This is a genomic window from Chloroflexus sp. MS-CIW-1 (genome assembly GCF_030444705.1).
Classification (GTDB): domain Bacteria; phylum Chloroflexota; class Chloroflexia; order Chloroflexales; family Chloroflexaceae; genus Chloroflexus.
Window position 1 is genome coordinate 2,635,374 of the sequence record NZ_JAUBWR010000001.1, and the last position, 26,081, is coordinate 2,661,454.

Sequence of the window (26,081 nt, forward strand, 5' to 3'; positions counted from 1 at the left end):
ATCACCGATCTCGTTGTTGACGCCGACCGTGCTGCCAGCCAAAGAAGTAGCCGATCACGCCGGCGCCTAGCCCGGCTTGAAGGGCAAACAACAGACTTTCTGTCTCGCTCCCCGGTGGCTCAAACAGGGGCACAACCCATGGCGTATAGTCGGGGTTCACCTCAGTAATCGCCTGTGCTGCCGCAGCATCGGCACCACCGAACTCGGTATCGCGAATGAGCAGCAGCGGCGCGACTGCCAACGCAACGACGATCAGACTCAAGATCATAACGACCGGCCAGGATAACGGTTGTGCGTTCATGGACGGATTCCTTTCACCGCAAGGGCTTCCAGTTCTGCTTTGGCATTCGTTTGCAAGGCATTCATGATCAACACCGTCAGGACCCCTTCGCTGATCGCGAGCGGTATTTGCGTGACGGCAAAGATGGCGCCGAATTTGATAATGGATGCGCCGATGCCACCGACCGGATCGGGATGCGCAAGTGCCAATTGCAGGGCGGTGACCACATACGTGGTGAGATCGGCCAGCGCTGCCGCCAGAAAGACGGTTACCCAGAAGGGTGCGCGTCCGTTCAGACTCCGCCAGATGAGCCATGCCACCCACGGGCCGACGACCGCCATACTAAATGCATTCGCGCCGAGGGTGGTGAGACCACCGTGTGCAATCAAGAGGGCCTGAAACAGCAACACGATCGAGCCGAGAATACTCATCACCCATGGCCCAAACAGGATGGCACCGAGCCCGGTGCCGGTCGGGTGACTGCTCGATCCGGTGACACTGGGCAATTTCAGGGCACTGAGAACGAAGGTAAATGCGGCGGCAAAGCCAAGCAAGAGACGGACTTCAGGAGTATCGCTGATAAGTGCACGGAGGCGACGAACACCGATGACCCAAAAGGGAATGACCACCACAAACCAAAACAATGCCCACAGTGGCGGGAGAAACCCCTCCATGATGTGCATCGCATACGCCGGTCGCGCCTCAAACACAAGGAAGAGGACCGCCCCTACACTGACGATAAGCCACCGCTGCCATCGTTTCATCGGAGACCTCCATTGCTGATACATTGCTACTTCGATTGCTGCTCACCTTCCGACACACCAGCTTCAGCAAATGTTGCCATCTCGTCGAGTATTTTGCAAGCTGCCTGACAGATTGACATTGCCAGGACTGCACCGGTACCTTCTCCCAGCCGCATGTTGAGATCGAGGAGCGGTTGGAGATCGAGATGGCTGTAGACGGCACTATGCCCACGCTCAACCGAGCGGTGACCGGCGATCATATACGGCGTGGCGGCAGGTGCTAACGTTGCTGCGATCAGGGCTGCTGCCCCCGAAATGAAACCGTCGATAACGACCGGCACCCGTCGGGCCGCCGCGCCGAGTATGACACCAGCCAGGCCGCCGATTTCCAGGCCGCCTACCTTCGCCAACACGTCGAGACCATCGTTCGGATGAGGACGATGGAGCGTCAGGCCCTTCTCGATGACCGCAATTTTTCGAGCCAAACCGGCATCGTCAATACCGGTACCGCGTCCGGTCACCTCGCTGGCCGGGCGACCGGTGATCGCGGCGACAATGGCACTCGCTGCCGTGGTGTTGGCAATGCCCATTTCTCCGGTAGCCAGCAGATCGACTCCACTATCAATCGCTTCATTCGCACACGTAATACCAACTTCTATTGATTGTCGGGCAAGCTCGCGACTCATTGCCGGTTCTTCGGTGAAGTCGGCTGTACCATACGCAAGTTTGCGACTGATTAGCTCAGGATGGGCCGGTAAATCGGTTGCAACACCAATATCAACTACGATCACACGGGCGCCGACATGACGGGCCAGCACGTTGATCGCTGCGCCCCCACGCAAGAAGTTTAAGACCATTTGTGGAGTAACCTCTTTTGGAAATGCACTGACACCCTGGCGGGCAACACCGTGATCACCGGCCATGACAATCACAGCCGGCGTAGTTAACCGTGGCCGTTCGCGTCCGGTGATACCGGCAATCCGGATCGATAGCTCTTCCAATCGTCCGAGTGAACCTGCTGGTTTCGTAAGCGTATCCTGGCGGCGACGCGCAGCAGTAGCTGCCTGATCGTCGAGTGGCCCGATCTGATTGATAGTTGTTTGAAGCAGATCCATGGGTTCCTCCTTTCCTTTGTTTATTGCTACGCTGATTCGTGATAGTCGTCCTGTGCCGTAGACAGTCCCTCGCGCACAGCTTCACCCTGGTTCAGAATCTCGGCGATGGTGGCTTGGGCTTCCGGTGAAGGATTACGCCACATTCCTCGACCAATTGCTTCGTTGAGCCGTTCGGCAATCGCCTGTAATGCCCAGGGATTCACTTCTTGCAACCACTGCTGTACGTCCGGATCACGTACATACCGTTCTGTAACCTGCTCATACATCCAGTCGGCCAGTACCTGGGCCGTCGCATCGTAGCCGAAGAGGTAATCAACAGTTGCCGCCAGTTCTAGGCCACCTTTGTACCCGTGCCGACGCATACTTTCCAGCCATTTCGGATTGACCACCCGCGCCCGAAAGACACGACGGGCTTCTTCACGTAGATCGCGAGTGCGCGGTCGTGACGGATCACTGCTATCACCAAAGTAGCGCGCCGGATTCCGTCCGGTGAGGGCCCGAATCGTTGCGATCATGCCACCGTGAAACTGAAAATAATCATCGCTGTCGAAAATATCGTGTTCGCGATTGTCCTGATTTTTGGTAGCGACCTGTACCGTGCTGAGCGCAGCCGCAAAAGCTGTTTCTGCCGGGACACCCTGTTCAGTGGCGGTGTACGCATAGCCGCCCCAGCGTAGATACACGTGCGCCAGATCGGTATCGTTCGTCCAGTTTTGCCCATCGATCAGGGGGAGCATCCCGGCACCGTAACTTCCCGGTGGGCTGCCAAAGATGCGGTAGCGCGCTTCACGTTGTGCCGTTTCAACGGGCATACCACCCTCTGCCAGGGTCTGCGCTGTCAGGTGGGCATGCTTACGCGGGAAATTCAGTTCAAGCGGTTCCTCAAGATCAATGATCGTCTGCACTGCCTGATCAAGCAGCTCAATCAGATGCGGAAACGCATCGCGGAAGAAGCCACTAATCCGACAGACGACATCGATGCGTGGCCGTCCCAATTCGGCGAGCGGAATAACCTCAAAGCCGATAACCCGCCGATTTTCACGTTGCCAGCGCGGTCGCACACCCAACAACGTCATCACCTGCGCTACATCATCACCGGCAGTACGAATGAGACTGGTACCCCAGATGCTAATTCCTACGCTTTCAGGCCATGTACCGTATTCCTGTTGATAGCGGCGTAGCAGGTCATTTGCCAGCCCCTGGCCAGTCTCCCAGGCAGCCATACTGGGCACACTGCGCGGATCAAGGCTGTAGAAATTGCGTCCAGTAGGCAACACATGCGCCATTCCTCGTGTGGGGGCGCCACTTGGCCCTGGTGGTACGAAGCGTCCGGCCAGGGCAGCCAGCAGATGATCGATTTCGGCAACGGCACTCTGACGCAACCGCGGTACAAGCTGGTCGCAGGCGTAGCGCAGCACCTCCGCAATGGTCGAACTATCACCGCAACCGGGGAGCACCTGCTCTATCACCTCATGAATTGCCGACACAGCCCAGTCGTGGTTATAAAGCTGACGCAGCATAGTCCGGCAGAGGGTTTCAATGTATTCGATTAGATCGGCATTCGTCAAAAAGTGGTCATCATCAGTGCGCCGTCGCCCCGGTGCTGCCTGCAACGCTGACCAGTCAACACCGAGTGCTGTAGCAATGGCAGCCGGCAGGCTGGGAGCGGAGAGATTGGGTAGTCGCAGCAGGTGATACACCAGATCAACCAGTCGGTCGCCTTCCGGCAACGTGCCGAGAATATGCAACCCATCACGAATCTGAGCGCCGGTCAGCTCACACAGATACCCTTCGATGTCTTCGAGGAGATGGGCTACCTCACGCCCTTCTAGCTCGGCCAAAACGGTCGGTGTGCCATCCTCCAGCACACTACCATCCCACTCGTGACGATGATCACCATGATCGGCTTGCAATATGTAGCGCAGGTCATCGGCCAATTGACTGCGTTGGAGCACCTCCCAGATTTGACGTTGCAGGAATGGTAATTTGGTCGGATCAAGCCGTTCCATGCGGTAGTACTCATCGACCAGTTGAGCCAGCTCGGCCAGATCGCCATATGTGCCAGCATTTGTCATGGGTGGGGTAAGATGATCTACAATGACCGCATGGGCTCGTCGTTTGGCTTGAGTCCCCTCACCGGGATCGTTGATAATGAAGGGATAGATCAGAGGCAGGTCGGCCAGAAAGGGATCGGGAAAACAGACCGCGCTCAACCCAACCCCTTTACCAGGCAGCCATTCGAGCGTCCCATGTTTTCCCAGATGGATTATCGCATCAGCCTGCCATTCATCACGCAGCCAGCGGTAGAGGGCATAATAATTGTGTGGTGGCGGTAGATCGGGTCGGTGATAGATGGCATTGGGATCCATGTCGTAGCCACGTGGTGGCTGGAGGGCAATAAAGCAGTTGCCAACTTCCAACCCAGCCAGTGCCAGCTCACTGCGGTGGACATACGCCTGGCCAGGGGGTGGTCCCCACTGACGAATCATAGCCTCTTGCAACGGCAGCGGTAATTCGGCAAACCAGCGCCGATAGGTTTCGGCAGGAACACGATAGGCCTGTGCTAACTGCTCGGTTGTCAGCCAGGTCTCATCATACGAACAGCGTGCGATCAGACTGGCAATCAGCGAATCACCACTCTCCGGTAATTCACCCACGGCATAACCAGCCTCACGGAGGGCCGCAAAGATGCGCATCAGCGACGCCGGTGCATCCAGGCCAACAGCATTTCCGATCCGTTGCGCTTTCGCGCTGCTATTCGTCAAGATAATAGCAATCCGCTTTTGGCTGTTCGGCTTCCGGCGCAACTGGGTCAATCGCCAGACCAAACCTGCCAGCCGCTCAATCCGTTCGTGATCCGGTAATGAATGGGCGGCTGTTTCCCCTTCCTGCGACTTGAACGCAATCGGCACCCCGATGATACGGCCATCAAGCTCTGGCAAGGCAACATTCATTGCTGTATCGAGCGGCCCCAGGCCACGACCATCGCGTTGCCACGCCTCACGACTGCTGCTACTGAGCAGTGCCTGCACCACCGGAACATCAAGACGACTGAACGGATGCGGATCATCAGCACCAAGGGCGAAACTAAGGGTCGAAACGATCACATCCGGTGGGCCAGCTTGCTGCAACAATCCTAACCCAATCGGCAAACCGTCGGAAGCGATTGACTTTAGCGATTGCGTATAGACAGCGCGTACCTGCATCCCACGTGCCTGCAAGCCCGTGATCAGTGCATCAACAAACGCTGTATTCCCGCTCAGAAGATGGGCACGGTAAAAGAGCACACCAACTGTCGGTGCATCGCTTGCTGCCGCTGTGATAGTCGCCGCATCTTGTCTGCGGCCACGGCGTGCCGGTCGTGGCGGGGTATACATCCCATGCAAGGGGAGATCAATCGGCGGATCGTAGCCCCATCCGCTTACCAGCAGATGGTCACTCAGACATTGCAGTCCGTTGGCCAGATTCACCGCCCCGCCTGCCCGAAAATAGGCGCTGATCAGCATCGCCAATGGTACTCCCACCGTTGATCGGGCCATTAGATCAGGGTCTACCTCATCGACTGCTGGCAGGCAGAGCAGAAAACCATCGGTAGTCGCAGCCCACTGCTGTAACCGTTCCAGACCGTACAGAAACGCAGCCGGACTATGGAGCCGCACCACCACAATGGCTGCCGCCGGTAGATGTTGTTCAAGCAAGCGATCTATCGCAGTTGGTTCGGTCAAGCGGCCAATATGCGCCATATACAGCGGAGCAAAACCTTCTGGAAGCAGCGTCTGTGCCTGCTCGAGGGCCAAGAGATCGGTGTCGGCCTGACTCAAAACAAGAATCCCACTGCCGGCCACCGCTGGCAGACGGTCGAGGGTAGTCGTCGCAGCTTCCACACCGTCCCAGGTAAAGCCGTTGAACAGATGCGGTGCCAGTGCCGGTGGTGGTGCTACCGGACGCTCAGCGGCCAGCAGGTCTTCGATGTAATCGTACAGAACTGGCACTAATGCCGGATCATTGAGCGAGTGAAACCAGTAAGGACGGCCATCGAACAGCAAGAGGGCAACATTCGCCAGCGGGCACGGCCCTAGACACCCACCCTGACTAAGATGCACGCGATTGCGCAAACGGCGGCGTTCCCATTCTTGATGATACAGATCGGTCGGAACCGGTGCAAAACCACGTTCCGTATGACCACAGCAGCAACCGGTTGCGCAGACGATCAACATCCCCCGACGGGCGCCGGCATTTACCAGCCGCCCATCGAGCCGCTGCACCATATTGCGCTTAAGCTGTTCGCCCATGTGTCCCCCGTGTACCGGCTTAGGGAGCTGTTAGTACTCAATCCCTGGCTGTGCCCGAATCCCCTGGTCGCGGAATGGGTGCTTTACTTCACGCATTTCCGTGACCAGATCGGCGTACTCGATCAGTTCTGCCGGTGCATAGCGACCGGTAATGATGAGATGTAACATTGGCGGCTTGTTCGCTCGCAGCCACTCTACAACCTCAGTGGCAGGCAGCCAGCCATAGTGCATCACATATGTAAACTCATCGAGCAGAAAGACATCGAAATTACCACTCGTAATCTGTTGTTTGGCGATTTCCCAGCCATGCAATGCACGGGCCTGGGTCTCATCGAGATTGCGGCTCGTCCAGGTAAACCCATCACCGAGGGGCGTCAACGTAATCCCTATGCGTTCGAGTGCCCGCAATTCACCAAATCTTGCCTGTTCGTGCTTGATAAACTGCACACCACCGACGCGCATATTTCTCCCCCAGGCCCGTAGCAGAATACCTAGGGCAGCGGTTGTCTTCCCTTTCCCCTCACCGGTATTGACAATGACCAACCCTTTCGGTGCATGGCTAGCTCTCACCGCCTTGCGGCGAGCCGCTGCTTCAGGCGATGACCCCGACCCAATCGGTGCAGTTGCCTCCTCAGACACGACCGTCTCCTTACTGTTGACATATAAACAAAAACCCCGACCTTCTCGGTCGGGGCTATGAAACGATGACGCCACATGATAGCCTCATGCAGGCCTCGTTCATCCTCCTTAGCTCGAGAAGGGCTGAACGAACACTCTATCGCGGCAGGCGTCCTGGCTTCCGGCTTATAGTAGCCGGTTACAGTTGCGGCACAGCGCTGGACTCTCACCAGCTTCCACCTTTACGCCCTGGCATCCGGGCCTACGGGTCACCGCGACGGATGATTGAATGTGCAATGTACAATGTGTAGCAATTATAGCACAGGTTTGGCAGCGAGGTGTGCAGTGGTGAGACATCGATCCCATCTGCGTACCGGCTATCCCTCACTACACCGAACAGGGTGATTTCTAAACCTGTTCACTGAAGCGTGTGGATGTAACCCCGCCATCACGTTGTTCTCCGTCCACCTATACCCATACTCTTATCCCCGCATCGCCACTATATCGTAATGTGGTAGGGGCACAGCACCGCTGCGCCCCCTGGGTGCGCGGGCCACTGGCCCGCATTGCCCAGCGCCATATTCATCCCCGCATCGCCACTATGTCATAATGTGGTAGGGGCACAGCACCGCTGCGCCCCTACCAAAACTCCGTCTTGACCTCTGATAGCTGTATCCAACCACGGACTCTAAACCCGCCCTACCGTTTCACGACCATCGAAACGCCACCAGCTAAGGCCCTTACGGCCCAGTCGCCGCCAGAGTGAACTGATCAGACGGCGGTGCCGTCGTCGGGCACGGCGCGAGGCGTAAAAGGGGTCACTCTTGCAGAGCTGGCGGCGAATATGGAGACTCCGCCCAGAGAACAACCCACCGATAAATGCACTCAGATCGGCCAGTGAAGCCAGTTTGTCAGCTACCGCTAATACCCACCCTTCACGAGTGGTTGGACGTGGGCCAAAGGGGTACATGTGGCTAATGATAGCTGCCGAAACTGCTTCCGGCTCGCCCAGCTCAGCAGCTACCCGTGCCGCAATAGCGCCATGAGTGGTCAGGGTACCATAACGCGAGTCGAGGTCGTGTAAGAGGGCAGCACGAACACACGTTACCTGATCGGCGCCAAAAAATGGTGCCAGATAGTACGAGAAGTGTACCGAACGCATAAGATGATCATGCTTGGGAACACTGTGGTGCATATGGTAACGTGTCTCGATAACTCGTGGGTGGTGTAACAGATCAGTGATGGTTTCCCAGTACATCGCGACCCTTTTCCTGTATGTTGTTACCTGTTATGTTATACCATCTCTCGCACACTAACGCAATAGTAGCACAATGATTCTACCAGAGTATAACCAAGCTTGCCTTAGAAAGTTCTGAGAATGCTCCTATGACCCGGAAGCGCGAGCTGCTAGCCCGCGCTTGGCGTGAGCGGTGAAACCTGTTCAGACTGCTGTTCAACCGTCCTGGTATAGGTTGGCCCGATTGATACGGACGATGTAGCGGTCATCTGCGGCAAACCTCTGGTTGTCCCACCAATCATGCTCGTCACCGTATGGTAAGGGAAGGTTTCCCCGACCTCGCCTTGCGAGGGCCTGGGGGATGATGGCATCCTCATGCGACACACGATGGTTTCTTGCCATGTTACTGCAAGACCCAGACCAGAGACCTGCGCGCCCAGGCAAGCGCATGGGTCGGGGACCATCGGCAACCGTTCGGTCCAAACGATGAAAACTTTGCAAACGCCGACTGTCCCTTCATCAGCGCCGATTTTATTTTATTCTTCAGGTATAATATCTATGAAGCCGTGATTTCCAGCAGTATTCGGAGAGAATGTCATGAAGTTAAGAGGACGAGTTGCAATTATTACCGGTGCTTCTAGTGGGGTTGGTTACGCCGCTGCCCGGCTCTTCGCTCGCGAAGGAGCGACGGTCGTGGTCGCTGCCCGGCGACGTGAACGGCTTGAACATTTGGTCAGCATGATCACAACCGAGGGCCACAACGCTTTCGCAATTCCAACCGACATTACGGTCTCATCACAGGTCCAGTATCTGGTGGACACGACCGTCCAGATGATGGGGCGAGTCGATATCTTGTTAAACTGTGCCGGCAATATCGAGAAGATTGCGCCGCTCGAGCAATTTACCGACGCCGAGTGGCAAGAGGTTATGAATACCAATCTTAACGGCGTATTTTATTTGATGCGGGCAGTGGTACCGTATATGAAGCGTCAGCGGAGTGGTACCATTGTTAACCTCGGCTCACGGGTTGGAAAGGTGGGCGTGGCGAACATTGCACCGTTTTGCGCCGCCAAGTTCGCGTTATCGGGCCTGTCACAAGCCCTGGCACAAGAGTTACGCCCGTACAATGTCTTCGTGACAACAGTATACTCTGGGATGATCAATGCTGATATTGCACCGCTAAACCCGGCTGAAGATTTGCGTAAGCGTCTGATGACGGTTGATGATGTGGCGCAGGCATTGCTCTGGGTATGTACCCTGCCGCCCAGTCTGCGCGTTGATGAATTGCCAATTATGCCGCGCACCATCGATCTGTAGGCGGGTCAGGAGTTTATAATGCCCGAACAGGCTTCGCGTGAGTGGTGGGAAGAGTTATTTCAGGTCTATGAATTTGCTCATTATCGGCAATACGCCGATGAGCTAACCCGCCGTGAAGTTGATTTTCTGATCAACGCCCTCGGCTTGCAAGGCGTCGAGACAATCCTTGATCTAGCATGCGGCAATGGGCGGCACAGTCTGATGCTGGCCGAACGTGGCTGGACGGTGGTTGGGCTTGACGCTGCGGAGTCGGTGATCAGCCATGCCCGTACAGCAGCCACCGAACGGGGGCTGAATGTCGAGTTTGTCACCGGCGATATGCGCAGTTTACCCTACCACGAGCGCTTTGATGCCGTTTTGTTGATGAACAGCAGTCTTGGCTTTTTCGACGATGAGACGAATCAGGCCGTCTTGAACGGCATTGCGCACACTTTAGTGCCCGGTGGCAAGCTCTTGTTACAGTGTCTCAATCCCTACCAGATTGGTCGTTATCTGCATGACTTTCGGAGTGGCTGGTATCCCATTGGAAGTGGTTTCGTTTTACGCGAAGCCCGCTTTGACCCGCGCCGGGCAGTGCTCGAAATTGATTACCGCTATGTTGATGTCAGTCGTGGTATTGATGTTACTCATCCTGGCGATCAGATTCGACTATACGGGTTTCCGGAATTAACAGCGATGCTACGCACTGCCGGACTACGCCCGCTCAGTGTGTTCGGCGATACAAGCTTGCCGCCAGTTCCGTTCGATGAGACGAGTATCTGGCAGGTGGTCGTTGCAGTTCGCGACCGACCGGTCGCGAGGGAGGCAGAGGATGCGGATCGCGCTGATCGGTGAATTTGAGGCAGCGTACCATCCTGAAGCGACACCGGCGTTGGTGTTACACCATCTAATCCGTGGCTACGATGCTGTGGTGCTGAATGCTGATGAGGTAGCTGTACTACGCGAACTGCTCGGTTCGGTGCAGAAGCGGATTCGTGAGCTGGGATCGTACCGTCTCATCCTTGGTGCTTCCGGTGATCTAGCCTTTTATACGGTCTCTGGACAACGGAGTGCATATCTGAATGCTGATCAAATGCGGCAGTTAGCGCGTCTGATCGATGCCTCACCACCCCAACCGGCTGAAGTTCACCAGTAGCGTAAGTGCACCCGTTCGGCAAGTGCGTTGACGGTAGCGTCGTCGATGTGGCCGGGAGCCAGCGTTTGGGCATCGGCTGCGCCACAAGCGGTAGCTAGCCGGAGTGCCGTAGCGAGTGGTTGTCCGCGTTCAAGCGCGATAGCCAGGCCGGCAAAAAATGAATCTCCGCAACCAATCGGGTTTTGAACCGGTACTGCTGGCGGAGTGGCTTTGACAGCCGCTGTTCGATTGACGCCAATCGCACCATCGGCACCAAGTGTAACAATCACCTGCTCGATCCCTTCCCGGTGTAGACGGATGGCGGCCTGGTAAGCGGTGTGTTCATTATTGATATGGTCGCCGAACAGACCCCCTAGCTCTTCGCCATTGACCTTGACCACGTCCGGTTGAGCGGTAATTGCCATTGCCAGCGCTGCACCGCTGGTATCGATCAGAACCCGTTTTCCTCGTATACGCAACGCTCTGATTAATGCTGCTAGCGTTGATGCTTCAACCCCCGGCGGGAGGCTACCACAAAAGAGATGCCACGTCGCCGGATGGTCGAGGATCGCTTGCTCGAACGTTGCCCACTCCGTAGCAGTAAGCTGTGGCCCAATTTCGTTTAGGACGGTGACCTGTTGCGTAGCCAGATCGACGACCAACGTACAAACTCGTGTCTCATCGCCGATAGGAACATCACTGAGCGCTAAACACTCACGCCGAGCCAGGTGTGTAGCCTGTTGACCGGTAAAGCCACCGAGTGGCGCCAGGATCGACGCAGTAACACCAAGTGACTTCATTGCTCTGCCTACATTCAAGCCTTTGCCGCCAGCCGCGATCCGCGATTCTTGTACCCGTTGCGCCTGACCAATCTGGAGTGCGGGAACGACCAGTATCCGATCAATTGCTGGATTGGGTGTAATGATGAGGAATGGTGATAGTTCGCTCAGGTCGTTATATTCTATCATCGCGCAAGACCTGCTTTCAAATGTTGAACGGATCAGTAGAGGCGAGGCACCGCCTCGCCCCTCCTACCTCCCAATGGACGGGCACAGGGCTGCTCGCCCCAACCGAATTCTGTTGCTGCAACAGGGTATGTCGGACAGGCGCTCCACGATCATCACCGTGGACACCTGTCGGGGCGAGGAGGCGCCTCGTCCCGACCAGTACCCGCCACCCAGCGCATCGACCATTCCCACGTTGCCTACCCCGCAACGCCACCATCAGACGCATCCCGCCGCCCTCTTCTCGGCGCAGCGACGCTGCACCCCGACCAATCTTCTGCTGCGATAGGAGATTTCGGATAGGCGCTTGATATTGTTCGCTGATGGCAGAGCGACGCCTGCTTCATTCCGATCAGCAAAGGACTGAAAGCAGCAACATTAACCATCACTTTCCCAGAAATCCGGATCATACGCTGGCAGTTCACAGCGTAGCTTCGGATATTTGCGGTAGCCCATCACAAAATCGGCCTGCAACAACTCTTGCAGTTCGCGAGTGCCTTCGTAGATAATCGCACCGCGCGCATTGCGCAAATACCGTTCAACTGGATACTCATCGGCGTATCCGTATGCACCGTGAATCTGAATGGCATCATCGGCAGCCTCAAAGCTACTGACAGTCGCATGCCACTTGGCTAATGTCGTCTCACGAGTGTTGCGAATACCCTTATTCTTCATCCAGCCCGCCCGGTAGACGAGGAGCCGCGATGTATCGAGTTTGCGCACCATATGACTGATCATACGCTTCACGAGTTGATGTTCAGCAATGGGAACGCCAAACGTTTGTCGTTCGCGGGCGTAGCGGATACTCGCCTCAAGGCTGGCCTGGATCAGACCGGTTGCGCCAGCGGCAACGGTATAGCGTCCATTATCAAGCGCAGCCATCGCGATCTTAAAGCCTTCCCCCTCTTCACCAAGCCGGTGCGAGAGCGGTACCCGCACATCGTTGAAGACAACGCCGCCGGTGTTGCCGGCGCGTACTCCCAATTTGCCGTGAATGGGGTAACTGCGGACACCGGGCATCGAGCGCTCGACGATAAAAGCAGTAATACCGCGTGGCCCGGCGCTGGGATCGGTCTTGGCAAACACCAGAAAGTTATCGGCCAGATCGGCAAGGCTGATCCAAATCTTCTCACCATTGAGAACGTATTCATCACCTTCACGGCGGGCGGTCGCCTGCATCGCTGCGGCATCAGTACCGCTATTGGGTTCAGTGAGACAGTATGCAGCCAGCTTCTCACCGCGCGCCTGCGGTACCAGAAAGCGTTGTTTTTGCTCTTCCGTTCCCCACTGAAAAATCGAGAGTGAGTTTAGCCCGGTATGCACACTCATCACCACACGCAGAAAGCTATCAACACGCTCAAGCTCCTCGCACACCACGGCAAGCGCCAGATAATCCATGCCGGCCCCGCCGTAGCGCTGCGGAATACAGATACCGAGAAAACCCAGCTCTCCCATCCGTTTCAGAACCGGACGCAGATACGGTCGATCCTCTGGCCCTTCCGCCTTTGCGCCGCTTCGATCCCACTCGCGGATGTATGGTGCTACTTCCCGTTCGGCGAAGTTACGCACGGTCTGGCGCAGCATCTCGTGTTCGGGGCCGAGAAACATATCGTAATTTGCCGTCAAATCCATTGTGATACTCCTTTGTATCGGGCAGCGCAAAAATGCACGCTTGCCATCCGTCGAATGCTCTGATTATACCGCGATTTGGGGCAAGGCTCTTTCCTTCGCCAGTAGTTGCACAGAGCGACAAGAACACACTCACACCCCTGCCAACGGATAATCACCGATCCGTATGGTCACCTAGTAGCACGGGCTGAAAGGCCGTGTTTTGGGATGAACGGCTGGAACCCTCACCCACCTCATCAACCCCTTCCTCATCTCTCCCCATACCAGTACATCTGCTACAGGCCCCTCCGCGAGCAGGTTGGGAACCTGATTCTATCTTTCCGGTGACGGGTATTGTCCTCCGTGCTCACTGCTCACCACTCACCTCTATCCTCTCTTCTCAACTACACCCCCTTGTGCTATAATACAAACCGACCGGTCGGTCGGTCTAAGTACAAAGTTAAGGAGAATACATCTTATGAAAAGTGAACGGCAGCGGAATCAAATTCTGGGACTGCTATTTGTCGGTGTCTTGATGGCAGCACTCGATATTGCGATCGTTGGGCCGGCATTGCCGGTCATTCAGCGCGTCTTTGCCGTCGATGAACGAGCGCTGTCATGGGTCTTTTCAATCTACGTATTGGGCAATCTGGTTGGTACACCCACCATTGCTGCCCTCTCTGATCGCTTTGGACGCCGTCTCTTGTACGTCGCCAGTCTGGGCGGATTTGCCCTCGGCTCACTGTTGGTTGCTATCGCACCATCTTTTACCCTACTGTTGGTAGGTAGGCTAGTGCAGGGAGTCAGCGCTGGTGGTGTCATTCCGGTCGCTAGTGCCGTTATCGGTGACACATTTCCACCCGAGAAACGGGGATCAGCCCTTGGTTTGATCGGGGCGGTCTTTGGGATTGCCTTTCTCATCGGGCCGATTATTGGTGGATTGCTATTACTGCTCGGCTGGCAGTGGCTCTTCCTGGTCAACATCCCAATTGCGGCAGTTCTGATTCTGTTCAGCCTGCGGCTCTTGCCCGGACGCACGCGCACAACGACGACACCGTTCGATATAGCAGGGCTGGTAACTCTTGGCATCATGCTAACGGCACTGGCTTACGGGTTGACCGGCCTCGATCCAGATCAGCTTCGCGGCGGGACATTACCACTACTGGCGATAGGTGCGCTGATCGTGGCCGCCGCACTTGTACCGGTATTCATTGCCGTCGAGCGACGGGCTGTCGAGCCGATCCTGCAACCAGCCATCTTTCGCTCACGGCAAATCTGGTTGACAACAGCATTAGCCATCGGCGCAGGGGTCGCCGAGTCGTCTATCGTCTTTGTACCAGCATTGCTGACCGCAGCCTACGGGGTAAGCAGCTCAACGGCCAGCTTTATGCTCTTACCAATCGTGCTGGCAATGGCTGTCGGTTCGCCGATTTCGGGGCGTATGCTCGACCGGTTTGGCTCGCGGATGGTCGTGAGTGTTGGAGTTGTGCTCAGCGGGATCGGGATGGTACTGCTGGGAGTGTGGTCAACCTCGCTTGTCATGTTCTACATTGCGTCAATCGTTATCGGCTTGGGGCTAGCAATCTTACTGGGCTCAGCGTTACGCTACATCCTGCTCAACGAAGTACCGGCCAGCGAACGTGCCGCTGCGCAAGGCTTGCTGACGGTTACTATGGGTAGTGGTCAGTTGCTGGGGGCAGTGTTGGTCGGCTTACTGGCAGCAACCGGTGGCGGTGCAGTTGTCGGCTATAGCTTTGCATTCCTGGTGATTGGAGTCATGGTGCTGCTCCTCACACCGCTGGCGCTCGGGCTGAAGAGTCGGGCTGCTGAACGTGCAACCGCGCTGGCAGGCGTTCATTCGTAAAACATACCTTCGTTATCGGGCAGGGCCAAACTTGCCCTGCTCGCACATTTCAGCTCCCACAACAGGACGCAGGCCAGCGACCCGCGATCTCAGGGAAGTGGTGGGGCCATCCGACCTGATGACACTTGTTGTCAACTGCCTGCGACATCGGAGTACAATATAGGATAGGTACGTACCGGCATTATTATCACGAACCATCGTATGAGTCGACAACAGCATTCAGAACAGACTCGGAACCGGATTATCGATGAAGCGGCGCGCTTGATCGTGACGTATGGCTACGACGGCATTGCCATGCGCGAGATTGCCGAAGCTGCCGGTTTATCGAAAGCTGGCCTCTACCATCATTTTCGTGATAAAGAAGACCTCCTGGTCGCAGTACTGAACAACTGGGCGAACGAGATGGCGGAACTCGTTCAGTCTGCTGAACGCCAGCCAGATACACGCAGCCAGTTGACGGCATTGATCCGGGGATTGTTCACTCAGGCGCCTGCTCAGCGAGCGCTACTGCGGCTAAGTAATCACGATTTGCCTCGTTTAAGCACGGCTGCTCGCGCCAGTATCGAGCATTGCTACGCCAAGGGGTTGATTGCACCGATCTCGGCCATCATTCGTGCTGGCATCGAACGTGGTGAACTGCGACCGGTTGATCCTCATACCGCAACATGGTTGCTGCTGGGTATGCTTTACCCGTTCTTTCACACCGAACAGGCAAAATCTGAGATGCATGGTGATGTTATTGCCGACCTGATCATCACAACCTTTTTCGATGGATTGGCGCAGCGGTAGTCAAACGATCCCGTTACGTAGCGCATAGATAGCTGCCTGAGTACGATGTGCCAGACCAAGTTTGCGCAGAATGCCGGCAACATGGGTCTTTACCGTCTCTTCACTCACCGACAGTCGTACAGCAATTTCGGCATTGGTCAGCCCCTCTGCCAGCAATCTTAGCACCTCGCTCTCGCGTTCGGTCAAGACATCGCTGCTTTTCATCGTCTGAGCCTGGAGGATACGCTGCATAAGCGTTGGTTCAAATATTGCTTTACCTTGCACTGCTCCCCGCACTGCTTCAAGCAACTGCTCCGGCTGGCTGTCTTTCTCGACGTAGGTGATTGCACCGGCACGCAAGGCACCAATGACGCGAGCGTCGTCAGCGTATCCGCTCAGGATGATGATTTGCACCTGTGGGAGAAGGCGCTTTAAGCGACGAGTGGTTTCGATGCCGTCGATACCACCTGGCATAAGCACGTCGATCACAATGACATCCGCCTGCCAGCTTTCGGCGAGTTGTAACGCTTCCTCTCCACTGCTGGCCTCCCCAACGACAATAATATCGGGTTGAGCGGCAAAGTAGGCGCTTAATCCGCGTCGAACGATTTTGTGATCGTCAACGAGAGCAACACGGATAGGATTCATAGGTTGTCTCTCTATTTCTTGTACTCCCTCCCCCTACGCTCACAGACGCAGGGGGAGGTTGATAATACCCGACAAGGGTTCCTTACAACGTCGATGGGTGACTCGCCTCTAGTGTTATTCTCTGAGTTTTGCCGTAAGTCAGGCTACGCCACACCCACTCCAATGGGCCGTATTGGAAGTGGCGGAGCCATAAGCGGCTGATCCCGATTTGCCCTACCCAGATCACGATACTGATCAGCAACCCGGCGAAGGCGCCTACCTGTCCAAACAACCCCAGTCCATAACTGTAGAAGATCAGGGTACAGATGATTGATTGAAGGATGTAGTTGCTCAACGCCATCCGACCTACTGCCGCTAGCGGTTGCAGACGACGGCGCCAGGCAGCAGTGCTCGTTAACGCTACGAACAGTGCCAGATACCCGTAACTCAGGATTGGGCCAGCAACCAGTATCAGAACAGGCCACAATCCTGCCAGTGGTGATGAGGGATCCGTTACCTGGATCTGCCATGCCAGGACAAGATTGGCAATCAGTCCTACTACGAGGCACACACCTCCGGCAGGTAGTCGACGCTCAGACGCTGGTCCTTCGTTCAGATTCCGAAAGATTTGGCGCTTACCAAAATACATACCGATCAGAAAGAGCGCCAGAATTTGGAGCACACCTCCATTCAGGAACAAGAAAAACAGGAAAAGCAGCCACTCAATGATGCGCCAGACGAAGATCTCTCCCCACGAGCCACGGGCGTAGATCTCGATAGTGCGCTGCTCCAGGTCGCGAAGCATCGCCATTCCTTCTGCCGCACCGCTCATGTCGCCCGCCAGCAGTGTACCCAGGGCCACAAAGCCAGTACCAAAGATGACCGGGATCGCTACCAGGATACCAGCCCAGATCAGGAGCGTGCGCGGTTGAACCTTGCGGAAGAGGAGCGCTACCAGCCCGACCAGCGCATAGACAAACAGAACGTCGCCGTTCCAAATGAGCAGTGAATGTATCAGACCAAATCCCATCAAGACCAGCAAGCGACGCACCATAAAACGCCCCGGACTGCCGCCAACCGCTTGGATGCGTTCTATTTGCATCCACATACCCAGCCCGAAGAGGAATGAAAACAACGGGTAGAACTTGCCGGTGGCTAACGCCATGATGAGGAACTCGGTTGCATGATCGAGGACACTATCGCCGCGTGGCGTTCGGGTGAACTGGGCGATGAACGGGAAACTGAAGATTCCCATGTTGACGATCAGAATGCCTAGGAGTGCGAATCCACGCAGGATGTCGAGCAGGTCGATCCGTTCACGGGCTGGAGTTGGGGTTATAGCCTGTTCCATAACAATTCCTTTCTTTGTCATTGTAAGCCACTAGACTCCGGTTGCAACTCATAAGACGAATGAAACCACCAGTTGAGGTTCAGGCTGTCACTTCCGCTGCGCTAGGGCGCGGATACGCTGCCAGGAGATGATCACCTGCATCGATAGATAGATCCATGTACCGAGCCACCAGGTTCCGAACCCGACGATCGTCCATGGAGCAATGGTCGGTAGTATACCGGCGTCGTTGTCGAACGCCGCGCTGGATGTGTCAAGTCCGCTCCATGCCATCGCCGACCCTAAGATGCCCCCCAGGATGCCGGCAATGTTGGCGAGCAGGAAGGTGAGGTAGAGCGCCATTGCCGACTGTTGCGCTTGAAAGGTTGACCATTCGCCAACCCGTGCCGTAAGAGTACGTTCGACGCGCCACTTGATCGCCAGTAACACGAGAACAATCACCACCATTGCTATCGCGACTGGCGGAATATGCATCCATATGAACCATCCAATCGCAACACAGAGCACGTGGTATGACAGCGTCAGACTACGAGCGACCATACGCAACCGGCGCACATGTGCGTCGCAGACCGGTTCAGTCACTACTTGCGAATTCTCTAGCGCCTCCAACCGCCGGATTTGCCGCCGGGTAAGAATGATGCTGAGAAGACCGAGAGGAATAAGCAGAGGATATCCGAGCGCAAGGAATGAGATGAACCAGCGCTGATCGAGCTTATCGTGGAAGAGAGTGACTACCTGTATCGGCCCAAATAATCCGCCGTAGACCAAGACCTGAAAAACGACCATAAATGCAAGTAGGAAGCAGTGTTCGCGCAACTGAATCCGCAGCGCAGGTATCGTTGCCCATTCAGTCAACCGGGCATCGAGCACCCGGTAAAGGCGCACAAGACTAACGGTGGCAACAACCAAAGCAATGGCGATGATCAGCACTATGGCAATGCTTCGTAGTGAAAAGGCGAACCATCCCAGCAAAACCATCAGAAAGATGGCTATCATTGTGTCGTATGATCGCAACACCTTCCGCCAGATCGAATCAGAGTCATGCTTCAGGGCACGACGACGCCAGTTCCACGTCGCGAATGCCAGCGGCACACCGACAATGACGCCGACGATCCCGACACCTGCAAGATAAGATAGCCCGCTTCCGGTGATCGCAATCAGTAACGGGAATAGAGCGAGCACAAACGCAATTCCCGTCAGTGCGGTTAGACCACCCGCAACATAGACATGCTGAAGGTTTTCTTCTTTCATACGTCGTTCCTTTTCCCTATAAGTTTCGAGTTTCATGAGCGGAATGCGAAAGCATACGGTGGTTCCGGTATTCGGTGTTGAGCGCACCACCAACGTTCCGCCGATCGCCTCGATGCGCGTGCGCATGTTGGTCAGCCCCATGCCAGAAGGGGTTGTCGCCGGATCAAACCCCTGTCCGTCGTCAGTGATGCAAACGCGCAGCACCTCACTTCCGTTCGTTGTCTCACACGTCAGTGCCACCTGAGTGTGGCGAGCCCGTGCGTGGCGCGCCACGTTCGACAGTGCCTCTTGCACAACGCGAAAGATCGTCTCTTGCGCGCCGAGCGGCAGGCGGCCCTCATCGGGCAACACATCGTAATGCAGCTCGGTGGTCACTTCGGCGCGAAAGCGCAGTGCTTCGAGTTGATCGCGGATGGCTTCGATTAGGCCCACGGTTGCCAGCGGTTGCGGGCGCAGTTGGGTCAACAGCGCCTTCATCTCCGCCATCGCCGCCTGCGACAGGTCGCGCACATGCTGAAGGTGTTGCACTATGGCTTCAGGGTTGTGATGAAGCAGACTTTGCGCCGTTGCAGCAGCAACATTGATGCTGAACAATTGCTGTTTGATGGTATCGTGCAGATCACGCGCCAGACGGTTGCGCTCCTCTTGGATGGCAGCTTCGCGCAATTGGGCGATCAGTGCCGATTGTTGCTCACCAAGATCGCGCATCCGCAGTTCGATTTCTCGCCGCAACTGAGGGATGATCGCTTGTCGTAAGGTTAATGTAACCAGGAGCAACACTATTCCCTGCCCAACAACGACTGCCAGGGCTGTGAGACTGGCTACCTGATGCGATGCTGGTGGGAAACCTGACCAGATGGCGATCAGATCCTGCCCGGAAACAATCAGGAGCGTGGAAGTTACTGTTAGAACTCCAAAACCGGCTTTCAGGATCAGGATGATCAACATTGCAGTTGAGACTTTTTGATGTTGAGAAGGACGAACACTCAATGAAAGCAGTACGCTGATGAGTCCAATTGCCAGAAATGCGCCGCCTGTTACCCAATCACCGATAACGATGGATCGTGCACCAAATCCACCAAGAAACCCGCTTGTCACTACCACCAGAGCTGCAGCAACGATTTCGATCCGTCTGATACTTTGATCGCGATCCACCATCATAATCGGCTCCACCTGCTCTATCCAACCGAATGTACAGGAACAGCATACAGGGAGCGGTATCGGTATGCTACCCTTGATACGGTGAATTCAGCTCACTCGTTTGGGGGAAGGATTTGGGAATCGATTCCCATGGGGTTTGCAGGGCTTTGACCAGACGATGCAAAAACGGCGGGACATCGATGAACATCCGGGTGCGCGAGCCGCCAGCCCGCGTTATGTGGAGGTTGGTCCCCACCCTGACCGTGCGCTGACGAGGATAATCAGCGCATCGACGAAGAGCCTGACCGTAGACCACCGTCGGAACAGGAAGCTGCCCCTTCTGCACGCGCTTCTGCTCCTCTCCCCCTCTTTCCGCATCATCTGCTGAGTCGAAGGCAAACGTTTAACAGCCCCAGCACAACACCCCACCATCTTGACAAGCCGTCAGTGCTCTACTACACTGGCAAAGCATTGAACAGCATCCGCATAAGGAGCATCGCATGGCGCGGGTGGTCGCCGTTATCAATCTCAAAGGTGGAATCGGCAAAACCACAACTGTCGTAAACGTCAGTTCCGGTCTGGCGCTGAAGGGCGCCCGCGTGCTACTCATCGATATAGATGCCCAGGGTAATCTGGCAATGGCGCTGGGTGTGCAGCCAAAGCGTACTCTGTATGAAGCCATCGTTGATCACAAACCGTTGGCCGATGTGCGCGTGTCTGCCCGCCCCAACCTCGATCTGGTCGCTGCCAACGAGAGCTTACTGCTGGCCCATCAGGCAATTGCTGGACGGGCCGATTGGGTGCGTGTGCTCGAACAATTGGTGCGGCCATTGCGTCAGGAATATGACTTTATCTTCTTCGATTGCGGTGGTTCGCTGACGGTTCTCAATCAGAATGCGTTGATCGCAGCAACCGATGTCATTATTCCAACCACTGTCGAGCCGTTTGCGATCAAGGGTCTTGAGAAACTGATAGCCCAAATTGGTCGGGTGAAAGGGGGAACGGCAGTTGTGCGGGCAATCATTCCGACGATGGTCGATCCCCGAATGAAGCAGTCAATTACGTTGCTCGCCCATCTAAATCGCACCTATGGTCAATTGGTGTTACCGCCAGTGCGGGTGAATGTTCGCCTTTCTGAAGCTTCAGCCGTGGGCAAGACGATTTATGAACACGATCCGCGCTCGCGTGGTGCTATCGATTACGCGCAGATTGTTGAGTTGTTAAGTAAGATGTGGAATATGAAACCAGCCCGACTGGTTGCCGCGCAACCACCCGCACCACCAATGGTTGCACCGTTGGTAACAGGAGATGGCGCTGTGCAGACAACCACTTGCCCGAATTGTGGTCACGCTCTGCAACGAGCGACGGTCGCCGGATACCGGATTACCTACTGTACGAATTGTCGGTACCGTCGGCAAGAGCTTATCAATGGTGATTGATAGCAAGCAAAACCGTTGAGTGCAGGGGCAGTAAGGACACCGGATCACCTGTGTTATCTGAGCGAAAGTTCTCCCATTTGTTGTATCGGTTGCTGTGTGTCGCAACGATGATGATCGGTGTTGGCGGCTACTGGTTGATTCAGCGTCGACCAGTGAGTATTGCGCAGGGGATCATCGTCGTTGACGGCTTGAGTTGTCTGGTACTCTTCAGCGCTGGGCTGCTGGTGCTAACAATACCGGTTCAGTGGCGACAAGTATGGCAATTGCTGGCGCTAATCGGGGCAATGACCAGTGGGCACATTGCCGGTCTGGCAGGTGGGTTACTGGCTGCAACAGCTCTCAGTCGGCGTTGGGATTATCGGCTGGCCGGGCTGGCATTGGCCGGTGGGTATCTCGGTATTGGCGGAAATGCCGCTTCCTGGTGGATCACACTGAGCGGTGATGGCCTCAACAGTGTGAGTTTTGTCGGCTTGCTGGTAGGAGCAGCACTTGCGGTCGGGGCACTCGATGGCGCGATGAAGCGGGTCTCATCATTTGAGCCGCTGATGGCGCTGACGGCGTTGGCTGCGCTGCTTCGTCTCTACAGTGTGGGGCCGTGGAATCTGGGCTGGCAATTTGCGACGTTATTAGTGGGAAGTAGCCTAGCATTGCACGCTGCCTGGCGAGCCGTAACTGCTCAACATGCCCAAGACACCGAAGTCTGGTTGCAGCGTGGCATAAGTGGCCTGGCGCTGATTGCAACTGGCTGTGCTACGCCGGCCGGTGTGGTTGCCGTCGGCATGCTTGTGCTTCATCTCAGTGTGCGACAACTGGGCCAGCCTGCTCTGGGGATCGCGCCATGGGCTGGCTGGCTGCTCACCGGTGCTGTGCCGGGATCGCTCGGCTTTATGGCGTTCTGGTCGGTCAGTGCAGCAGCCATGGCTGCCGGAATCGCCGTGCTGGCTATGGTGGTCTGGGCAACGGCCCTCTGCCTGATGTTGGCCGCCGGACGTCAGATCGGTGGGGTACGGCAGCGACGTGGCGCCATGGCGGCGATCATCAGTCTGGCTGCGGGCCTGGCAACACCGATCCTGGTACGCTGGATGTTACGTCCCCTGAGCGATCACCTTCAGGGAGGTCTGACCCCCTACGGCGCCATTGAACCATGGGGGTGGGCCGGTCTGCTAGCACTCGATGCCGGGTCGCATCCTGCTGCAACTGCGCCCGGTCTGGTACTCCTGATCATGTTAGGACTGATCGGGGCGCTGGCCTGGGTGATCATTCGTTGGCGAGAGAGAGTATGAGCGATATTCTCGGCGCACTTGGTCAGGCATGGTCGCGACTCTTGCTCTACCCCGGTGGCCTGAGTGCAGTGTTGATGGTGCTGATCGTCGCACGTTTACGCGGGATACCACCGGCAACTCTGGGGCCATCCACCCTGATCGATCTCCTCCCACCGTTGAGCGTTATCACGTTGCTGCCCTTGACACCGGCCGCGCCGTTTGCCTACGGTCTCGATGTTCCAACGGCGCTTCTAATGCTGCTGTGGCCATCGTTCCGTCGGGCAGCAAGGGAACGGATCGCACCACAACAGATGCTCGAATGGTATCTACCACTGCTGATAGCAGCAACAGCCCTCGTCAGCGTAACGACCACGCTCGATCTGAGCGGTTTGCTACGCTGGCCAGCCGAACCACTACGCCAACTTTGTTTTCTACTTGGGGCACTGGCGTGGATCGCGGCTGTGCCGCCAATCACCTCACTCCAAAACGATCTGGCAGGAGCCTGTAGTGAGGTGGGCTTATTGCTCATCGGGGTCCTACCACTCATCGCCGGGTTGAGCACCCTTCCCATCATAAATCAGATACCACCATTGATCTTGGTACCGGCAACGCTGATCGTGGCCGTCATAGCTGCCGGTAGCACTCGCCATCTCTCGTTGCCTAGCCGGTATCTACTCGCCGGTATGGCACTTCTAGTAAGCGGATTTCCCGTCAGGTAAACCTGATTCATGCGGCATCCACCGTGCGATACCCACCATTCCCATGTGGATGAAACGTATCGCTCAGATTCGCGATGATGGTGCGGGCCAGATTCAACTCAGAACGCAAGAGCTGGCGTAACGTCTGGGCATCACGATCTTCCCACTGCTCAAATAAATCAACCATCGTCGAGCTAACCAACTGCACGGCCTCCAATTCGACACGCTGACCGACCGGTTGATATATTCGACGCACTTCAACCGAGATCCCTTCGCCGTCAACAATCTCGGCGGGAAAGTGCCGTTCAAACGCCTGATAAACGGCTCGCTGAAACATCCGCACCAACTCAATATCGCTGCGATCACGGTGATTGGTCAGGGTAACTGTGTATGTTAGAGTCAGTTCGAGTGGATCAGCAGGAAGGTCCCGTCCTTCGCTGATCAATTGATGCACAGGCGACCAGGTGAAATTAATTTCTAACCATGGCGGCATCGTCGCCAACGTCAACGGCTCGGCGTGTTCGGGAAAGAGTTCTATTTTACAAGTACGATCATGCGTCGCCGGAATGACGCTCTCTATCAGCGCATGCTCGTGCAGACCGACGCTCAGCCATGCATCTTCCAGCGCCATCACGAGATCGTCGTAGGTTACCATCAAAGCTACTCCTTGCGTCAGTATCATAACCTTTTGATTGTACCCCAGTCTGGCGATGATAGCAAACCTGTTTATCATTCAGGGTATAGCAACGTTTTCATCCCACTCGTCAGCAGGAAGAGAAGCGGATTGGAGGGGCGATTTCCACCCTGCTCCCACGTGTAGGTATGGTTATCTCGCTGCCATACCATATCCCGGCACACTGTCGTTCACTGCACGGTAGGGGTGAGTTCCGGTCATCGCACGACACAGACCGACGCTCTAACCGACTATGAAGCCAACTGCCGCAACTGCGCTGGATCAACCAGAATGATTGCATCATCAACAACGCGGATTAAGTTTGCTTCGCGCATATCACCCAGCGCTTTAGTGACAGTCTCACGGTATGCGCCGATCATCTCAGCCAGTTGCTGATGAGTGTAACGCACGAGACTTGGTGGGGTCATGCCGTCAGCCGGGTCACCGGCCAGATCGAGCAATAAGGCAGCAAGGCGTTGCGGTACACTCTTGAATGCAATATCGGCTAGGCGCTGCTCCATCGTGCGGAGACGCACACCCATCAGCTCCATCACATCAATGGCGGCACTGGGATAACGACTGAGAAAGCGCCGTAACGACTCTCGTTCGATCTGTGCCACCACACAGTCAGTCATTGATTCCGCGCATGTGTCGTGGGTTCCCGTTCCAATGAGTGCCATCTCGCCAAAGAGACTCGGCGGATGCAGAACTAACAGCGTTAGCGCACGTCCTTCGGGCGACAGCTTGTAAATGCGAACCCGACCCTGTTGCAGAAAAAAGACATGGCTACCGACCTCGTTCGGCAAGTGAAAGATGTGGCCTGCCGGATAGGATGCCACCTGCAACAACGCCTTTAGGTCGGCGCGAGCAGCCGGATCAAGATCGTGAAACAGATTTAGAATATCGCTTGCCTCCGTCATTCTTGCCTCTCTGCGGCTATAAAGCGTGTACCACCGTTGTGCAGACCGGCCAGGTTGACAATCCGTACACTGGCTGCACCACGGTTCAGGGCTGACAGGGCTGACCGCACTTTCGGGATCATGCCGCCACTGATAACACCGGTAGCAATGTACGCTTCCACCGCAGCCGGCGTCAGGGTCGGGATAACCTTTCCCTCAACCAGAACACCGGGGACATTACTGATAAAAACCAGTTCAGTATTACCGAGTTCACCGGCAATCGCTTCGGCGACCATATCAGCATTTACATTGTAGCTCAAACCATCCATGCCCAACCCGACTGGAGCAATAACCGGTAACCAGCCCAGGTTAAGCAAGGCGCGTAATGCAGCACCGTCAACGGTCGTAACTGTTCCCACCCGACCTAAATCGCGACCAGCCGGACGGTACGGTTCACAGCGTAACAAGCCAAGATCGAGGCCACTTAACCCCAACGCCTTTACCCCAGCCTGCACCAGCGCGGTCACAATCCGTTTATTAATCGTACCGCAAACAACGCGCTGCATAATGTCCATAATCGCCGGTGATGTTACACGCAGGCCATCAACAAACTCGACCGGTAACCCGGCCTGCTCAACCGCAGCGCTGATCTCTTTCCCGCCGCCGTGCACCAACACTGCCGGCTGCTGAAGATCACGAAGAGCGACTACCAAACCGTCGAGGAATGTCGGGTCATCAAGTTCATGACCACTAACTTTCATCACACTAATCATTGTCACCATGA

At 55.9% G+C, this 26,081-nt stretch carries 22 protein-coding genes and 1 riboswitch; of the genes, 8 read left to right on the forward strand and 14 right to left on the reverse strand.

Annotated elements, in window-relative coordinates:
• Window position 1 precedes the first annotated feature (1 nt).
• From QTO31_RS10540 to QTO31_RS10565, 6 genes are all read right to left on the reverse strand, one after another.
• Window positions 2-301, reverse strand: a complete 300-nt coding sequence (locus tag QTO31_RS10540; RefSeq protein WP_031458546.1) for an energy-coupling factor ABC transporter substrate-binding protein — start codon at window positions 299-301, stop codon at window positions 2-4.
• Window positions 298-1,044 (reverse strand): energy-coupling factor ABC transporter permease, encoded by a 747-nt coding sequence (locus tag QTO31_RS10545; RefSeq protein ID WP_031458545.1) that lies wholly within the window; start codon window positions 1,042-1,044, stop codon window positions 298-300. Before QTO31_RS10545 ends, QTO31_RS10540 begins: the two co-directional genes overlap by 4 nt.
• 26 nt (window positions 1,045-1,070) lie before the next feature.
• Window positions 1,071-2,138 carry a nicotinate-nucleotide--dimethylbenzimidazole phosphoribosyltransferase gene (cobT, locus tag QTO31_RS10550; RefSeq protein ID WP_031458544.1) on the reverse strand — a complete coding sequence of 356 codons (1,068 nt, stop codon included), beginning with the start codon at window positions 2,136-2,138 and terminating at the stop codon, window positions 1,071-1,073.
• A gap of 26 nt (window positions 2,139-2,164) precedes the next feature.
• Complete coding sequence (gene cobN, locus QTO31_RS10555) at window positions 2,165-6,430, reverse strand: cobaltochelatase subunit CobN (RefSeq protein ID WP_301429055.1); 4,266 nt, start codon at window positions 6,428-6,430, stop codon at window positions 2,165-2,167.
• Between the two features lie 30 nt (window positions 6,431-6,460).
• Window positions 6,461-7,069, reverse strand: a complete 609-nt coding sequence (gene cobO / locus QTO31_RS10560; RefSeq protein ID WP_301429056.1) for a cob(I)yrinic acid a,c-diamide adenosyltransferase — start codon at window positions 7,067-7,069, stop codon at window positions 6,461-6,463.
• Window positions 7,070-7,194: 125 nt separating this feature from the next.
• A riboswitch (cobalamin riboswitch) is annotated at window positions 7,195-7,340 on the reverse strand.
• Window positions 7,341-7,736: 396 nt separating this feature from the next.
• Complete coding sequence (locus QTO31_RS10565) at window positions 7,737-8,306, reverse strand: HD domain-containing protein (RefSeq protein WP_028459596.1); 570 nt, start codon at window positions 8,304-8,306, stop codon at window positions 7,737-7,739.
• Between the two features lie 576 nt (window positions 8,307-8,882).
• Between QTO31_RS10565 and QTO31_RS10570 the strand changes: the two genes are divergently transcribed.
• Genes QTO31_RS10570 through QTO31_RS10580 form a run of 3 tightly spaced genes read left to right on the forward strand, consistent with a single transcriptional unit; the run spans window position 8,883 to window position 10,737 of the window.
• Window positions 8,883-9,602: an SDR family oxidoreductase gene (locus tag QTO31_RS10570; protein ID WP_301429057.1), complete on the forward strand. Its 720-nt coding sequence runs from the start codon at window positions 8,883-8,885 to the stop codon at window positions 9,600-9,602.
• Between the two features lie 18 nt (window positions 9,603-9,620).
• The gene (locus QTO31_RS10575) at window positions 9,621-10,436 is read left to right on the forward strand and encodes a class I SAM-dependent methyltransferase (RefSeq protein WP_301429058.1); all 816 of its coding nucleotides are present in this window, start codon (window positions 9,621-9,623) and stop codon (window positions 10,434-10,436) included.
• Entirely contained in the window at window positions 10,414-10,737 is a 324-nt protein-coding gene (locus QTO31_RS10580; RefSeq protein WP_301429059.1) for a hypothetical protein, read from the forward strand. The genes QTO31_RS10575 and QTO31_RS10580 overlap by 23 nt, the downstream gene beginning before the upstream one ends.
• Here QTO31_RS10580 and QTO31_RS10585 read toward each other — a convergent pair.
• Window positions 10,728-11,684 (reverse strand): 1-phosphofructokinase family hexose kinase, encoded by a 957-nt coding sequence (locus QTO31_RS10585; protein ID WP_301429060.1) that lies wholly within the window; start codon window positions 11,682-11,684, stop codon window positions 10,728-10,730. The two genes, QTO31_RS10580 and QTO31_RS10585, sit on opposite strands and share 10 nt — an antisense overlap.
• Before the next feature lie 414 nt (window positions 11,685-12,098).
• Window positions 12,099-13,352, reverse strand: a complete 1,254-nt coding sequence (locus QTO31_RS10590) for an acyl-CoA dehydrogenase family protein (RefSeq protein ID WP_028459591.1) — start codon at window positions 13,350-13,352, stop codon at window positions 12,099-12,101.
• A gap of 454 nt (window positions 13,353-13,806) precedes the next feature.
• Here QTO31_RS10590 and QTO31_RS10595 point away from each other — a divergent pair, with 454 nt between their 5' ends.
• Window positions 13,807-15,192, forward strand: a complete 1,386-nt coding sequence (locus QTO31_RS10595; RefSeq protein ID WP_301429061.1) for an MFS transporter — start codon at window positions 13,807-13,809, stop codon at window positions 15,190-15,192.
• Window positions 15,193-15,393: 201 nt separating this feature from the next.
• Window positions 15,394-15,981, forward strand: a complete 588-nt coding sequence (locus QTO31_RS10600) for a TetR/AcrR family transcriptional regulator (protein WP_301429062.1) — start codon at window positions 15,394-15,396, stop codon at window positions 15,979-15,981.
• Here QTO31_RS10600 and QTO31_RS10605 read toward each other — a convergent pair whose 3' ends face one another.
• The 3 genes from QTO31_RS10605 to QTO31_RS10615 form a co-directional block, all read right to left on the reverse strand.
• Complete coding sequence (locus tag QTO31_RS10605; RefSeq protein WP_301429063.1) at window positions 15,982-16,608, reverse strand: response regulator; 627 nt, start codon at window positions 16,606-16,608, stop codon at window positions 15,982-15,984.
• A gap of 82 nt (window positions 16,609-16,690) precedes the next feature.
• Window positions 16,691-17,938: a DUF418 domain-containing protein gene (locus QTO31_RS10610; protein ID WP_301429064.1), complete on the reverse strand. Its 1,248-nt coding sequence runs from the start codon at window positions 17,936-17,938 to the stop codon at window positions 16,691-16,693.
• A gap of 87 nt (window positions 17,939-18,025) precedes the next feature.
• Window positions 18,026-20,347: a sensor histidine kinase gene (locus QTO31_RS10615; protein WP_301429065.1), complete on the reverse strand. Its 2,322-nt coding sequence runs from the start codon at window positions 20,345-20,347 to the stop codon at window positions 18,026-18,028.
• A 479-nt stretch (window positions 20,348-20,826) separates the two neighbouring features.
• Between QTO31_RS10615 and QTO31_RS10620 the strand changes: the two genes are divergently transcribed.
• The 3 genes from QTO31_RS10620 (at window position 20,827) to QTO31_RS10630 (ending at window position 23,746) form a co-directional block, all read left to right on the forward strand.
• Window positions 20,827-21,765, forward strand: coding sequence for an AAA family ATPase (locus QTO31_RS10620; protein WP_301429066.1), 939 nt, complete (start codon window positions 20,827-20,829; stop codon window positions 21,763-21,765).
• Between the two features lie 77 nt (window positions 21,766-21,842).
• Complete coding sequence (locus QTO31_RS10625) at window positions 21,843-23,048, forward strand: hypothetical protein (protein WP_301429067.1); 1,206 nt, start codon at window positions 21,843-21,845, stop codon at window positions 23,046-23,048.
• Window positions 23,045-23,746, forward strand: a complete 702-nt coding sequence (locus QTO31_RS10630) for a hypothetical protein (RefSeq protein ID WP_301429068.1) — start codon at window positions 23,045-23,047, stop codon at window positions 23,744-23,746. The genes QTO31_RS10625 and QTO31_RS10630 overlap by 4 nt, the downstream gene beginning before the upstream one ends.
• A 7-nt stretch (window positions 23,747-23,753) precedes the next feature.
• Here QTO31_RS10630 and QTO31_RS10635 read toward each other — a convergent pair whose 3' ends face one another.
• The 3 genes from QTO31_RS10635 to argB all read right to left on the reverse strand — a co-directional run bounded on the left by QTO31_RS10635 (window position 23,754) and on the right by argB (window position 26,076).
• Window positions 23,754-24,380: a hypothetical protein gene (locus QTO31_RS10635; RefSeq protein ID WP_028459582.1), complete on the reverse strand. Its 627-nt coding sequence runs from the start codon at window positions 24,378-24,380 to the stop codon at window positions 23,754-23,756.
• A 269-nt stretch (window positions 24,381-24,649) separates the two neighbouring features.
• Window positions 24,650-25,318, reverse strand: a complete 669-nt coding sequence (locus QTO31_RS10640; RefSeq protein WP_301429069.1) for a Crp/Fnr family transcriptional regulator — start codon at window positions 25,316-25,318, stop codon at window positions 24,650-24,652.
• The gene (argB, locus tag QTO31_RS10645) at window positions 25,315-26,076 is read right to left on the reverse strand and encodes an acetylglutamate kinase (protein WP_301429458.1); all 762 of its coding nucleotides are present in this window, start codon (window positions 26,074-26,076) and stop codon (window positions 25,315-25,317) included. Before argB ends, QTO31_RS10640 begins: the two co-directional genes overlap by 4 nt.
• Between the last annotated feature and the right edge of the window lie 5 nt (window positions 26,077-26,081).